Source organism: Aeromonas sp. 1805, assembly GCF_013085525.1.
GTDB classification, from domain to species: Bacteria; Pseudomonadota; Gammaproteobacteria; order Enterobacterales; family Aeromonadaceae; genus Aeromonas; species Aeromonas hydrophila.
Genome location: NZ_CP038515.1, coordinates 635,785 through 652,415, shown reverse-complemented (window position 1 = coordinate 652,415; position 16,631 = coordinate 635,785). Strand labels below are relative to the sequence as shown.

Genomic DNA, 16,631 nt, shown 5'->3' with positions numbered 1-16,631 from the left:
AGAGATTCAGGAGAGAACATGAGCAGCCACAATATCGCATTGGATCAGGACGTCGTCGTTACCCAGTTGAAAGGCAAGGTTTACCTGGTGGCCGCTGATGGCAGCCAGAAGCAGCTCGCCGAAGGCGATATCCTGCCCAAGGATGCGGTGCTGCTCACTCCTGAAGGCGCCAGCTTCAAAGGCGGCAACCAGACTTTCACCCTGAGCCCGACCAACGAGCAGCAGGTTGAGGATGAAACGTCTCAAGAGCCGCAGCTTGCCCAGAATGTGCCGTCCGGCAATCCCAATGACATCGCGGCCCTGCAGCAGGCCATCCTGGGCGGCGCCGACCCGACCAAGGCATTTGAAGCATCTGCCGCAGGTGGGGCGCCTGCCGCCGGTGGTGGTGGCATTGGTGGCGTGGCTGGCGCCAGTGGCAACGGTGGCTTCGTTACCATCGATCGTACTGGTGATGCCACCATAGCCGCGGCCGGTTTTGATACTGCCAACCAGACCGATGCCGGCGTGATCGCCGATGCACTGCCGGGTGAAGAGAATCGCCTGATTGATCTCGTCCCGCCGGTGATCACCGTCTCCGCACCTGACAATACCAACGACACGACCCCGACCATCACCGGAACCACGGATGCCGACGCAGGCAGTACCGTGACCCTGCTGGTGACCGATGCCAACGGCAACCAGCAAACCCTGATCACCACCGTCAATCCGGATGGCACCTTCAGCGTGGACGTGACCACTCCGCTGGTTGATGGCTCCTACACAGTGACGGCCAGCGTCACCGATCCGGCCGGCAACACCGGCACCGCGACCGATGACGGCAGCGTGGACAGTACCGCCCCCTCGGCGCCGCAAGTGGAAATCCAGGACGGCGCGGACAATGTCATCTCCGCGAATGAGCGTGAAAACGGGGTGGATGTCATCATCCGGTTGCCAGGCGATGCCAAGGCTGGCGATCGTCTCGATGTGGACTGGAACGGTGATGGCGTGCCTGACTCCAGCAGAATTCTGACGACTGACGACATCGGCCGTACCCAGGTCACTCTGACTATCCCTACCACGGATCTGCCGGTCAACGGCCCCATCACGGTGGATGCCACCCTGACCGACCCGGTGGGCAACACTTCGCCCAAGGGGACCGACAACAGCGTGGTGAATGCCGCGCCTCTGCCGGGTGACGACCAGTTCACCGTGGCGGAGGACGGCACCGTCACCATCAATGTGCTTGGCAACGACACGGATGTGGATGGCGATCGTCTCACCATTACCGCCATCAACGGCCAGACCATTGCCGAAGGCGGCACGGTAGCGATCAGCAATGGTTCCGTCACCCTGAGCAATGGCCAGCTGATCTTCACGCCGGCTCCGGATTTCAATGGCAACATCGCGTTTGAATACACCATCACCGATGGCCTGAACAGCGCCACAGGCGGCGTGACCGGGACTGTTACGCCGGTCAACGACGCGGCTGTCATTACCGGCACCGACACCGGTGGCGTGGTGGAAGACGAAACCAACCCGACTCTGACCGAGACCGGTACCCTGAGCGTGATCGACGTGGACGGCGCCGACGAGGCCAAGTTCCTGGCCGGCAACGGCACCCCGAGCGCGGGTGCGCTGGGCAGTCTGACCATCACCGAAGGCGGTGCCTGGACTTACAACGTCGACAACAGCAAGGTGCAGTACCTGGGCGAAGGCGAGACCAAGGTCGAGACCTTTGTGGTCAAGTCCGTGGACGGCACCGAGCACACCGTCACCATCACCATCACCGGCGTCAACGATGCCGCGGTGATCACCGGTAGCGATACTGGCGCGGTCACCGAAGACGAAACCACCCCGCTGCTGACCGAGACCGGCACCCTGAGCGTGACCGACGTGGACGGCGCCGATGAGGCCAAGTTTGTGGCCGGCAACGGCACCCCGAGCGCGGGTGCGCTGGGCAGCCTGACCATCACCGAAGGCGGGGCCTGGACTTACAACGTCGACAACAGCAAGGTGCAGTACCTGGGCGAGGGTGAGACCAAGGTCGAGACCTTCACCGTGGCCTCGGTCGATGGCACCACTCACACCGTCACCATCACCATCACCGGCGTGAACGACTCTGCCGTGATCGGTGGCACTGACAGCGGTGCAGTCACCGAAGACGAGACCAACCCGACCCTGACCGAGACCGGCACCCTGAGCGTGACCGACGTGGATGGCGCCGACGAGGCCAAGTTCCTGGCCGGCAACGGCACCCCGAGCGCGGGCGCACTGGGTAGCCTGACCATCACCGAAGGCGGGGCCTGGACTTACAACGTCGACAACAGCAAGGTGCAGTACCTGGGCGAAGGCGAGACCAAGGTCGAGACCTTTGTGGTCAAGTCCGTGGACGGCACCGAGTACACCGTGACCATCACCATCACCGGCGTCAACGATGCGGCTGTCATTACCGGCACCGACACCGGTAGCGTGGTGGAAGACGAAACCAACCCGACCCTGACCGAGACTGGCACCCTGAGCGTCACCGACGTGGATGGGGCGGATGAAGCCAAGTTTGTGGTCGGCAACGGCGTGGCCAGCACTGGCGCACTGGGTAGCCTGACCATCACCGAAGGCGGGGCCTGGACTTACAACGTCGACAACAGCAAGGTGCAGTACCTGGGCGAAGGCGAGACCAAGGTCGAGACCTTTGTGGTCAAGTCCGTGGACGGCACCGAGCACACCGTGACCATCACCATCACCGGCGTCAACGATGCGGCTGTCATTACCGGCACCGACACCGGTAGCGTGGTGGAAGACGAAACCAACCCGACCCTGACCGAGACCGGCACCCTGAGCGTGACCGACGTGGATGGCGCCGACGAGGCCAAGTTCCTGGCTGGCAACGGCACCCCGAGTGCGGGTGCACTGGGTAGCCTGACCATCACCGAAGGCGGGGCCTGGACCTACAACGTCGACAACAGCAAGGTGCAGTACCTGGGCGAAGGCGAGACCAAGGTCGAGACCTTTGTGGTCAAGTCCGTGGACGGCACCGAGCACACCGTGACCATCACCATCACCGGCGTCAACGATGCGGCTGTCATTACCGGCACCGACACCGGTAGCGTGGTGGAAGACGAAACCAACCCGACCCTGACCGAGACCGGCACCCTGAGCGTGACTGACGTGGACGGGGCCGACGAGGCCAAGTTCCTGGCTGGCAACGGCACCCCGAGTGCGGGCGCACTGGGCAGTCTGACCATCACCGAAGGCGGGGCCTGGACCTACAACGTCGACAACAGCAAGGTGCAGTACCTGGGCGAAGGCGAGACCAAGGTCGAGACCTTCACCGTGGCTTCAGTCGATGGCACCACTCACACCGTCACCATCACCATCACCGGCGTCAACGATGCGGCTGTCATTACCGGCACCGACACCGGTAGCGTGGTGGAAGACGAAACCAACCCGACCCTGACCGAGACCGGCACCCTGAGCGTGACCGACGTGGATGGCGCCGACGAGGCCAAGTTCCTGGCCGGCAACGGCACCCCGAGTGCGGGCGCACTGGGTAGCCTGACCATCACCGAAGGCGGCGCCTGGACTTACAACGTCGACAACAGCAAGGTGCAGTACCTGGGCGAAGGTGAGACCAAGGTCGAGACCTTCACCGTGGCTTCAGTCGATGGCACCACTCACACCGTCACCATCACCATCACTGGCGTCAACGATGCGGCGGTGATCACCGGTAGCGACACTGGTGCGGTCACCGAAGATGAAAGCACCCCGCTGCTGACCGAGACCGGTACCCTGAGCGTGACCGACGTGGATGGGGCGGATGAGGCCAAGTTTGTGGCCGGCAACGGCACCCCGAGTGCGGGTGCACTGGGTAGCCTGACCATCACCGAAGGCGGTGCCTGGACCTACAACGTCGACAACAGCAAGGTGCAGTACCTGGGCGAGGGCGAGACCAAGGTCGAGACCTTCACCGTGGCCTCGGTCGATGGCACCACTCACACCGTCACCATCACCATCACCGGCGTGAACGACTCTGCCGTGATCGGTGGCACTGACAGCGGTGCAGTCACCGAAGACGAGACCAACCCGACCCTGACCGAGACCGGCACCCTGAGCGTGACTGACGTAGACGGGGCCGACGAGGCCAAGTTCCTGGCTGGCAACGGCACCCCGAGTGCGGGTGCACTGGGTAGCCTGACCATCACCGAAGGCGGGGCCTGGACCTACAACGTCGACAACAGCAAGGTGCAGTACCTGGGCGAAGGCGAGACCAAGGTCGAGACCTTTGTGGTCAAGTCCGTGGACGGCACCGAGCACACCGTGACCATCACCATCACCGGCGTCAACGATGCGGCTGTCATTACCGGCACCGACACCGGTAGCGTGGTGGAAGACGAAACCAACCCGACCCTGACCGAGACCGGCACCCTGAGCGTGACTGACGTAGACGGGGCCGACGAGGCCAAGTTCCTGGCTGGCAACGGCACCCCGAGTGCGGGCGCACTGGGCAGTCTGACCATCACCGAAGGCGGGGCCTGGACCTACAACGTCGACAACAGCAAGGTGCAGTACCTGGGCGAAGGCGAGACCAAGGTCGAGACCTTCACCGTGGCTTCAGTCGATGGCACCACTCACACCGTCACCATCACCATCACCGGCGTCAACGATGCGGCTGTCATTACCGGCACCGACACCGGTAGCGTGGTGGAAGACGAAACCAACCCGACCCTGACCGAGACCGGCACCCTGAGCGTGACTGACGTAGACGGGGCCGACGAGGCCAAGTTCCTGGCTGGCAACGGCACCCCGAGTGCGGGCGCACTGGGCAGTCTGACCATCACCGAAGGCGGGGCCTGGACCTACAACGTCGACAACAGCAAGGTGCAGTACCTGGGCGAAGGCGAGACCAAGGTCGAGACCTTCACCGTGGCTTCAGTCGATGGCACCACTCACACCGTCACCATCACCATCACCGGCGTCAACGATGCGGCTGTCATTACCGGCACCGACACCGGTAGCGTGGTGGAAGACGAAACCAACCCGACCCTGACCGAGACCGGCACCCTGAGCGTGACTGACGTAGACGGGGCCGACGAGGCCAAGTTCCTGGCTGGCAACGGCACCCCGAGTGCGGGCGCACTGGGCAGTCTGACCATCACCGAAGGCGGGGCCTGGACCTACAACGTCGACAACAGCAAGGTGCAGTACCTGGGCGAAGGCGAGACCAAGGTCGAGACCTTCACCGTGGCTTCAGTCGATGGCACCACTCACACCGTCACCATCACCATCACCGGCGTCAACGATGCGGCTGTCATTACCGGCACCGACACCGGTAGCGTGGTGGAAGACGAAACCAACCCGACCCTGACCGAGACCGGCACCCTGAGCGTGACTGACGTAGACGGGGCCGACGAGGCCAAGTTCCTGGCTGGCAACGGCACCCCGAGTGCGGGTGCACTGGGTAGCCTGACCATCACCGAAGGCGGGGCCTGGACTTACAACGTCGACAACAGCAAGGTGCAGTACCTGGGCGAGGGTGAGACCAAGGTCGAGACCTTCACCGTGGCCTCGGTCGATGGCACCACTCACACCGTCACCATCACCATCACCGGCGTGAACGACTCTGCCGTGATCGGTGGCACTGACAGCGGTGCAGTCACCGAAGACGAAACCAACCCGACCCTGACCGAGACCGGCACCCTGAGCGTGACTGACGTAGACGGGGCCGACGAGGCCAAGTTCCTGGCTGGCAACGGCACCCCGAGTGCGGGTGCACTGGGTAGCCTGACCATCACCGAAGGCGGGGCCTGGACTTACAACGTCGACAACAGCAAGGTGCAGTACCTGGGCGAGGGTGAGACCAAGGTCGAGACCTTCACCGTGGCCTCGGTCGATGGCACCACTCACACCGTCACCATCACCATCACCGGCGTGAACGACTCTGCCGTGATCGGTGGCACTGACAGCGGTGCAGTCACCGAAGACGAAACCAACCCGACCCTGACCGAGACCGGCACCCTGAGCGTGACTGACGTAGACGGGGCCGACGAGGCCAAGTTCCTGGCTGGCAACGGCACCCCGAGTGCGGGTGCACTGGGTAGCCTGACCATCACCGAAGGCGGCGCCTGGACTTACAACGTCGACAACAGCAAGGTGCAGTACCTGGGCGAAGGTGAGACCAAGGTCGAGACCTTCACCGTGGCTTCAGTCGATGGCACCACTCACACCGTCACCATCACCATCACTGGCGTCAACGATGCGGCGGTGATCACCGGTAGCGACACTGGTGCGGTCACCGAAGATGAAAGCACCCCGCTGCTGACCGAGACCGGTACCCTGAGCGTGACCGACGTGGATGGGGCGGATGAGGCCAAGTTTGTGGCCGGCAACGGCACCCCGAGTGCGGGTGCTCTGGGTAGCCTGACCATCACCGAAGGCGGTGCCTGGACCTACAACGTCGACAACAGCAAGGTGCAGTACCTGGGCGAGGGCGAGACCAAGGTCGAGACCTTCACCGTGGCCTCGGTCGATGGCACCACTCACACCGTCACCATCACCATCACCGGCGTGAACGATGCGGCGGTCATTACCGGCACCGACACCGGTAGCGTGGTGGAAGACGAGACCAACCCGACCCTGACCGAGACCGGCACCCTGAGCGTGACCGACGTGGACGGCGCCGACGAGGCCAAGTTCGTGGCCGGCAACGGCACCCCGAGTGCGGGTGCACTGGGCAGCCTGACCATCACCGAAGGCGGCGCCTGGACCTACAACGTCGACAACAGCAAGGTGCAGTACCTGGGCGAAGGCGAGACCAAGGTCGAGACCTTTGTGGTCAAGTCCGTGGATGGCACCGAGCACACCGTCACCATCACCATCACCGGCGTCAACGATGCGGCGGTGATCACCGGTAGCGACACCGGTGGCGTGGTGGAAGACGAAACCAACCCGACTCTGACCGAGACCGGCACCCTGAGCGTGACCGACGTGGACGGCGCCGACGAGGCCAAGTTCCTGGCCGGCAACGGCACCCCGAGTGCGGGTGCACTGGGCAGCCTGACCATCACCGAAGGCGGTGCCTGGACTTACAACGTCGACAACAGCAAGGTGCAGTACCTGGGCGAAGGCGAGACCAAGGTCGAGACCTTTGTGGTCAAGTCCGTGGATGGCACCGAGCACACCGTGACCATCACCATCACCGGCGTCAATGATGCCGCGGTCATTACCGGTAGCGACACCGGCGGCGTGACCGAAGACGAGACCAACCCGACTCTGACCGAGACCGGTACCCTGAGCGTGACCGACGTGGACGGCGCCGACGAGGCCAAGTTCCTGGCTGGCAACGGCGCCCCGAGTGCGGGCGCACTGGGCAGTCTGACCATCACCGAAGGCGGTGCCTGGACCTACAACGTCGACAACAGCAAGGTGCAGTACCTGGGCGAAGGCGAGACCAAGGTCGAGACCTTCACCGTGGCCTCGGTCGATGGCACCACTCACACCGTCACCATCACCATCACCGGCGTCAACGATGCCGCGGTCATTACCGGTAGCGACACCGGCGGCGTGACCGAAGACGAGACCAACCCGACTCTGACCGAGACCGGTACCCTGAGCGTGACCGACGTGGACGGCGCCGACGAGGGCAAGTTTGTGGCCGGCAACGGCGCCCCGAGTGCGGGCGCACTGGGCAGTCTGACCATCACCGAAGGCGGGGCCTGGACCTACAACGTCGACAACAGCAAGGTGCAGTACCTGGGCGAAGGCGAGACCAAGGTCGAGACCTTCACCGTGGCTTCAGTCGATGGCACCACTCACACCGTCACCATCACCATCACTGGTGTGAACGACTCTGCCGTGATCGGCGGCACTGACAGCGGTGCAGTTACCGAAGACGAGACCAACCCGCTGCTGACCGAAACCGGCACCCTGAGCGTGACCGACGTGGACGGGGCGGATGAAGCCAAGTTCCTGGCCGGCAACGGCACCCCGAGTGCGGGTGCGCTGGGTAGCCTGACCATCACCGAAGGCGGTGCCTGGACCTACAACGTCGACAACAGCAAGGTGCAGTACCTGGGCGAGGGCGAGACCAAGGTCGAGACCTTCACCGTGGCCTCGGTCGATGGCACCACTCACACCGTCACCATCACCATCACTGGTGTGAACGACTCTGCCGTGATCGGCGGCACTGACAGCGGTGCAGTTACCGAAGACGAGACCAACCCGACTCTGACCGAGACCGGTACCCTGAGCGTGACCGACGTGGACGGCGCCGACGAGGCCAAGTTCCTGGCCGGCAACGGCACCCCGAGTGCGGGTGCGCTGGGTAGCCTGACCATCACCGAAGGCGGCGCCTGGACCTACAACGTCGACAACAGCAAGGTGCAGTACCTGGGCGAGGGCGAGACCAAGGTCGAGACCTTCACCGTGGCCTCGGTCGATGGCACCACTCACACCGTCACCATCACCATCACCGGCGTCAACGATGCCGCGGTGATCACCGGTAGCGATACTGGCGCGGTCACCGAAGACGAAACCAACCCGCTGCTGACCGAAACCGGCACCCTGAGCGTGATCGACGTGGATGGGGCGGATGAAGCCAAGTTCCTGGCCGGCAACGGCACCCCGAGTGCGGGTGCGCTGGGTAGCCTGACCATCACCGAAGGCGGCGCCTGGACCTACAACGTCGACAACAGCAAGGTGCAGTACCTGGGCGAGGGCGAGACCAAGGTCGAGACCTTCACCGTGGCCTCAGTCGATGGCACCACCCACACCGTCACCATCACCATCACCGGCGTCAACGATGCGGCTGTCATTACCGGCACCGACACTGGCGGCGTGGTGGAAGACGAGACCAACCCGACTCTGACCGAGACCGGCACCCTGAGCGTCACCGACGTGGACGGCGCCGACGAGGCCAAGTTCCTGGCCGGCAACGGCACCCCGAGTGCGGGTGCGCTGGGCAGCCTCGCCATCACCGAAGGCGGCGCCTGGACCTACAACGTCGACAACAGCAAGGTGCAGTACCTGGGCGAGGGCGAGACCAAGGTCGAGACCTTCACCGTGGCCTCGGTCGATGGCACCACTCACACCGTCACCATCACCATCACTGGTGTGAACGACTCTGCCGTGATCGGCGGCACTGACAGCGGTGCAGTCACCGAAGACGAAACCAACCCGCTGCTGACCGAAACCGGCACCCTGAGCGTGATCGACGTGGACGGGGCGGATGAAGCCAAGTTCCTGGCCGGCAACGGCACCCCGAGTGCGGGTGCGCTGGGTAGCCTGACCATCACCGAAGGCGGCGCCTGGACCTACAACGTCGACAACAGCAAGGTACAGTACCTGGGCGAAGGTGAAACCAAGGTCGAAACCTTCACCGTGGCCTCTGTCGATGGCACCACTCACACCGTCACCATCACCATCACCGGCGTGAACGATGGCGCTGTGGTGGCGGGGGATGACCTGGGTGCAGTGACCGAAGATCTGAACGTGGTCGGCGGCAAGCTGAGCGACAGCGGTGTGCTGACCATCAGTGATGCGGATCAGGGTCAGGCCAAGTTCGTGGCTGGCAACGGCACCCCGAGTGCGGGCGCACTGGGCAGCCTCTCCATCACCGAGACCGGTACCTGGGGCTACAACGTCGACAACAGCAAGGTGCAGTACCTGGGCGAAGGCGAGACCCGTATTGAAACCTTCACCGTCAAGAGTGTCGATGGCACCACCCACACCGTCACCATCACCATCACTGGCGTGAACGATGGCGCTGTGGTGGCGGGGGATGACCTGGGTGCAGTGACCGAAGATCTGAACGTGGTCGGCGGCAAGCTGAGCGACAGCGGTGTGCTGACCATCAGTGATGCGGATCAGGGTCAGGCCAAGTTCGTGGCTGGCAACGGCACCCCGAGTGCGGGCGCACTGGGCAGCCTCTCCATCACCGAGACCGGTACCTGGGGCTACAACGTCGACAACAGCAAGGTACAGTACCTGGGCCTGGGCGAGACCCGGGTCGAGAGCTTCACCGTCAAGAGTGTCGATGGCACCACCCACACCGTCACCATCACCATCACCGGCGTCAACGATGGCGCCGTGGTGGCGGGGGATGACCTGGGGGCGGTGACCGAAGACCTGAACGTGGTCGGCGGCAAGCTGAGCGACAGCGGCGTGCTGACCATCAGCGATGCGGACCAAGGGCAGGCCAAGTTTGTGGCGGGCAACGGCACCCCGAGCACTGGCGCACTGGGCAGCCTGGCCATCACCGAGACCGGTACCTGGAGCTACAACGTCGACAACAGCAAGGTGCAGTACCTGGGCCTGGGCGAAACCCGGATCGAGAGCTTCACCGTGCAGTCGGTGGATGGCACCACCCACACCGTCACCATCACCATCACTGGCGTGAATGATGGCGCCGTGGTGGCGGGGGATGACCTGGGGGCAGTGACCGAAGATCTGAACGTGGTGGGTGGCAAGCTGAGCGACAGCGGCGTGCTGACCATCAGCGATGCGGATCAGGGTCAGGCCAAGTTTGTGGCCGGCAACGGCACCCCGAGCGTGGGGGCACTGGGCAGCCTCTCCATCACCGAGACCGGTGCCTGGAGCTACAACGTCGACAACAGCAAGGTGCAGTACCTGGGCCTGGGCGAGACCCGGACAGAGAGCTTCACCGTGCAGTCGGTGGATGGCACCACTCACACCGTCACCATCACCATCACCGGCGTGAACGATGGCGCCGTGGTGGCGGGGGATGACCTGGGTGCAGTGACCGAAGATCTGAACGTGGTCGGCGGCAAGCTGAGCGACAGCGGCGTGCTAACCATCAGCGATGAAGATCAGGGTCAGGCCAAGTTCGTGGCCGGCAATGGCACCCCGAGTGCGGGCGCACTGGGTAGCCTCGCCATCACCGAAGGCGGTGCCTGGACCTACAACGTCGACAACAGCAAGGTGCAGTACCTGGGCGAAGGTGAAACCAAGGTCGAGACCTTTGTGGTCAAGTCCGTGGATGGCACCACCCACACCGTCACCATCACCATCACTGGCGTGAACGATGGCGCCGTGGTGGCGGGGGATGACCTGGGGGCAGTGACCGAAGATCTGAACGTGGTGGGTGGCAAGCTGAGCGACAGCGGCGTGCTGACCATCAGCGATGCGGACCAGGGTCAGGCCAAGTTTGTGGCCGGCAACGGCACCCCGAGCACGGGCGCACTGGGCAGCCTCGCCATCACCGAGACCGGTACCTGGAGCTACAACGTCGACAACAGCAAGGTGCAGTACCTGGGCGAAGGCGAGACCAAGGTCGAGACCTTTGTGGTCAAGTCCGTGGATGGCACCGAGCACACCGTGACCATCACCATCACTGGTGTGAATGATGGCGCTGTGGTGGCGGGGGATGACCTGGGTGCAGTAACCGAAGATCTGAACGTGGTCGGCGGCAAGCTGAGCGACAGCGGCGTGCTGACCATCAGCGATGCGGATCAGGGTCAGGCCAAGTTCGTGGCTGGCAACGGCACCCCGAGCACTGGCGCACTGGGCAGCCTCTCCATCACCGAGACCGGTACCTGGAGCTACAACGTCGACAACAGCAAGGTGCAGTACCTGGGCCAAGGTGAGACCCGCGTCGAGAGCTTCACCGTCAAGAGTGTCGATGGCACCAGCCATACCGTCTCGGTCACCATCACCGGCACCAACGACGCACCGACCCTGAGTATCGACAAGGGGGCTGTGGTCTCCGAAGAGGGGCTGGCTGGCGGCATTGCCGATACGGCAGGCAGCAGCGATACCACCGACAGCGTGGCCGCCAGCGGCAAGATCACGGTCGGCGATGTCGACAGCCAGGATACGCTCACCATCAGCCTGAACGGGCCGGCTGGCCTGACGGCTGGCGGTGCCGCGGTGCAGTGGAGCTGGAATGCCGCCACCAAGGTGTTGACCGGTTATACCGGTACACCGGGCGGCGCCGACTACAAGGCGGTCATGGATGTGAAGCTGACCGCGCCCGCCGGCAACGGCAAGGGCGACTGGAGTTATGACGTGACGCTCAAGGCCCCGCTTGATCACCCGGTCAAGGGCAGTGAAGACGTACTCAACTTCCAGATCGGTGTGACCGTCTCGGATGGCAAGACCACCACGACTGGCAGCCTGCCCATCTCGGTCGAGGATGACTCGCCGGTGGCCGGTGACATGGCGGCCGTCTCCGTCATCAAGACCAACATCCCGGATACCCTGACCGGCCTGTTTGATCTGACCAAGTACAGTGGCAGCAACCAGACGACCCTGAACGTGAGCGGCTTCAGCATCACGGCGCTGGGCTTTACCTCGTCGACCAACTCGGCCCTGATCACCGCCAATGTCAACGGTTCCAGCTCCGGTCTGGGGGTTTCCAGCGTCGGTTCACCGAACCACAACCTCGCCAACGAGGTGGACTTCCGCCACTTTGCAAACGGTACTTCTGCTTCCGAGCAGCTGATCGTCAAACTGGATGCGGGCAAGGTGGCCTATGGCGCCAACATCAAGTTCAGCCAGATGTTCGGTGGCGAGCTGGAGAGCGGCGTGGTCGAGTTCTACCGCGGCGGCGTGCTGATCGGTACCCAGACCTTCAGCTCCAACGCGGCGGGTGGCGACTATGCCGGCAACTTCCAGGTGCAGCAGGGTGGCTTCGATACCATGGTCATCAAGGCCACCAACAATGGTAACGGCCTCTACGCCGACAACAGCGACTTCACCGTGAAGAGCATCGAGTTCCTCGGTGCCACCACGGCGCCGGCCATCGCCTACGGTTCCGGCACGGTCACCCCGCAGTGGGGCGCCGATGGCAAGGGCTACATGCAGCTGGTCGGTTCTACCGAGACCGGGCTGACCACGGCGACCGGCAAGCTGATCACCACCACGATGGAATCGGCCAATACCCTGGTCGGCAAGGCCAGCGATGGCACCTTGGTGTTCCGTCTGGAATTTACCCCGGCCACCGGCAAGTGGGAGTTCTTCCAGTATCAGAACATGTCCAAGCCGCTGGGAGATGGCGACATCGACTTCCAGATCAAGGTGGTGGATGGCGACGGCGACTACAGCCTGGGCTCTTTCGCAACCAAGCCGCTGTTTACGCCCATCGTACAGTTGGTCTCCAGCGAGAGTGCAGCCGAGGGCGGCAACCTGCTGCACACGGTGACGCTCTCTGATGCGACCCAGGAAGCGACCCAGTATGACTTCGGCATCAAGGGCAGCGGCACCAACCCGGCCTCCAGCCTTGACTGGGGTACTGCCCAGTTCAGCAACGGGGTGACCTACAACAGCGCCACCGGCAAGATCACCGTGCCGGCCGGGGTGTCGGGCTTTACCGTGACCATCCCGACGGTGGACGATCGTCTGGTCGAAGCGAATGAGACCCTGACCGTGACCGTGGGCGGTCAGAACGGCATCGGTACCATCATCGACAACGATCGTGCGCCGGTGACCACGGGTGGCTACAGTGCCGGCAAGGAAGACACGCCGCTGGTGCTGAAGTGGGCCCAGTTTGGTGCCAGCGATGATCAGGCCGCTTCTGACCTGAGCGTGCAGATCAACACCCTGCCGCTGAACGGCAAGCTGGAGTACCTGAACGCAGCCGGCCAGTGGATTGCGGTGAAGGTGGGGGATCTTGTCTCCTACACCGATATCGACAGCGGCCACCTGCGCTTCGTGCCGGGCCTCAACGAGTCGAGCACCAACGCCAGCAACGGCAATGGCGTCGTTACCGGCAACCTGCAGGGTGATTACGCCAGCTTTGGTTACCAGATCAGTGACGGCGCCAACCTGAGCAACAGCGGCAAGCTGGTGATCGATATCACTGCAGTCGCGGACAAGCCGGTGGTCGACATCAGCCTGACGGGCAACGGCGTCCCGCTTTATACCCAGTACCCGTCGTCCGGCATCTCCACCGGGGCGTTCCAGAGCGGCAGCTTCAACAAGGGCAACTTTGGCATCACCAGCAGCTTTACCGACAGCACCACCACTCAGGACAGCGTGGTGGGGACCAGCGGCAACGACTACATCGTCAGCGTGAAAGGGGGCGGCGATTACTTCGTCGGCGGTGCGGGCAATGATGTATTGGTCGGCGGCAACTCGGTCTCCGGCGATACCCTCGACGGCGGCACTGGCAATGACATCCTGGTGGCCGGACTGGGTGGCGATACCCTGTATGGCGGCGCCGGTACCGACCTGGCCGTACTGATGGGCTCGCGTGCCAACTATGTCATCGAGCGCAGAAGTGATGGCGGTTTCAACTTCCTGGTGAAGGAGAACGGCGTCACTATCAGCAAGTCGCTCTACGACATCGAGCTGGTGCAGTTTGATGACGGCATCTACCAGTTCAACCAGACCGACGGCACCCTGACGGCGGTACAGCCGAGCGTGGTGGATTACCCGTTCGAGATCAGCGCTTCCCTGACCGACCGGGATGGCAGCGAGCAGTTCGACAGCCTGGTGCTGACCGGCATGCCGACGGGGTCGACCCTCTATCAGGGCTCGACCATGCTCGGCACCGTGGGGGCCTATGGCAAGCTGACGCTGACCGGTCTGTGGAACCAGAGCGCGCTGGACGTCAAGCTGACCGGCCTGACCCTGCGGGTTCCGGGCAGCAGTGCCGGCCAGTTCGACCTGAAGGTAGAAGCCATCGCCAAGGAAGTGGCGACCGATCAGACCAGCAGTGCATCGGATCAGGATTCGATCCGCATGAGCTATTTCCTTTCCACCGAAGGGGAGCCGGGCGATCAGAACCGCACCTATGGCAACGAGCACAATATCGTGGTCGGGGATCTGGATGGCAGCGTGGTACTGCCAGGCCAGAATTACAACATCGCCTTCATGGTCGACAGCTCGGGCAGTATCGGCAGCAGCGCCATGAACACCATCAAGAGCCAGCTGGCACAGGTGTTCTCCAGCCTCAAGGCGAGCGCCGGCACCGATGGCGCCGGGAAGGTCAACATCTTCCTGGTGGACTTCGACACCATGGCCAACAAGTCGGTCAGCGTGAACCTGAAGGACAGCAACGCCCTGAGCCAGCTGCAAGCCATTCTTGACAGCATGGATGGCAGCACCAACAGCGGCGGTGGCACCAACTACGAGGATGTGTTCAAGACCACGGCCAACTGGTTCAACAGCTCGACCGTACAGGGTAATACCAATGCCAAGAACCTGACCTACTTCATTACCGATGGTAAGCCGACTTACTATCTGAGCAACGAAGGTAGCAATCCGTTGATCGATGACTATCCGAATGATTCTCGTGATGTCTATCTCAATCAGCTGTTGCAGAACGGCTATGTTCCCGGCCAAGTCTACAAGAGCAGCGGATATACCATTATCGATGCTCAAGGGGCGGTTTATAAAGTTGATACCAAGGGGGATTCAACCAAGATCGGCTACATGCGCCCTGATGGTCTGGGTGGTTATACCTACTCGACCCTGGCAGGCAATGGACAGGATTCCACATCCACCACCATCAGCAATGCCGTTGCCGGCTTTGCCTTGCTGACGGGCATGGGGGTCACGGTGGAGGCGATCGGACTGGGGGCCAACATCTCCTACAACGATCTCAAGTCCTACGACTCTGACGGCGTCATCATGACCGGTGTCAACGCCAGTGACCTGGCCAACGCCATTCTGGGAACCTCGGTGAACAACCTGCCGGGCAGCGACCGGATCGACGGCGGTGCCGGTGACGACATCCTGTTCGGGGATGCCATCCACTTCGCCGGCATCAACGGTGAAGGCTACGCGGCCATCAAGCAGTACGTGGCCGGCAAGCTGAGCGCAGGCTCGGTGACCGATGCCCAGGTCCATGACTACATCACGGATCATGCCAGCGAGTTCGATCAGTCCTCCAGCAATGACAAGGCGGACGTGCTGATCGGCGGCGATGGCAACGACATCCTGTTCGGCCAGGGTGGCGATGACTTCCTGTTCGGTGGCGCCGGCAACGACATCCTGTTCGGTGGTGCCGGCAACGACACCCTGTACGGCGAGAGCGGCAACGATACCCTGTACGGCGGCAGCGGCAACGACACCCTGTACGGCGGTAGCGGTGACGATACCCTGAGCGGTGGTCTGGGCAATGACATCCTGGTCGGCGGGCTGGGCAATGACATCCTCAAGGGGGATGGCGGCGCCGATACCTTCACCTGGCTGCAGGGCGATACCGCTGCGGGCAGCGTGGCCAAGGATTACGTGGTCGACTTCTCCAAGGCGGAAGGTGACAAGCTGGATCTGAGCGACCTGCTGGATCACGATGGTTCTCGCAACCAGAACGATCTGAAGAGCCTGCTCTCTGTCTTCCAGGACAGCGAAGGGGTTCACCTGCAGGTCAAGGAGAGCAGCGCCGCCCCCGTGACCCAGGAGATAGTGCTGATGAACCATACGTTCGACAGCCTCACCGGCAGCGCGTCGGCCACCTCGTCCCAGGTGATCGACTACATGCTGAACAACAACATGCTGGATATCGACAAGTAATCCGGTCGACTCCAGGCAAAAAGCGGCAGATTCATCTGCCGCTTTTTTTATGTCATGGGATTGAAGGGGGGGCTGATTTTCATCGGATAATCAGGGCCGTATCACCGTCGACAGAGGATTATGAGCGAATGGTTACTGACAAGCTTGAAGAGAGCCCGGCCGCGAGCCGGGTCTCGCTTTTT

Annotated in this window: 1 protein-coding gene; it reads left to right on the top strand. The window is 62.9% G+C overall.

All coding sequences use genetic code 11. The features are described 5' to 3' along the window. The first annotated feature begins 18 nt into the window (after positions 1–18). Positions 19–16,449 carry a VCBS domain-containing protein gene (locus tag E5E96_RS02920; RefSeq protein ID WP_171281518.1) on the top strand — a complete coding sequence of 5,477 codons (16,431 nt, stop codon included), beginning with the start codon at positions 19–21 and terminating at the stop codon, positions 16,447–16,449. Positions 16,450–16,631 lie beyond the last annotated feature (182 nt).

Bases quoted from the DNA above. Each gene is read 5' to 3' on its own strand.
- E5E96_RS02920 (WP_171281518.1), top strand. From the start codon at position 19: ATGAGCAGCCACAATATCGCATTGGATCAGGACGTCGTCGTTACCCAG.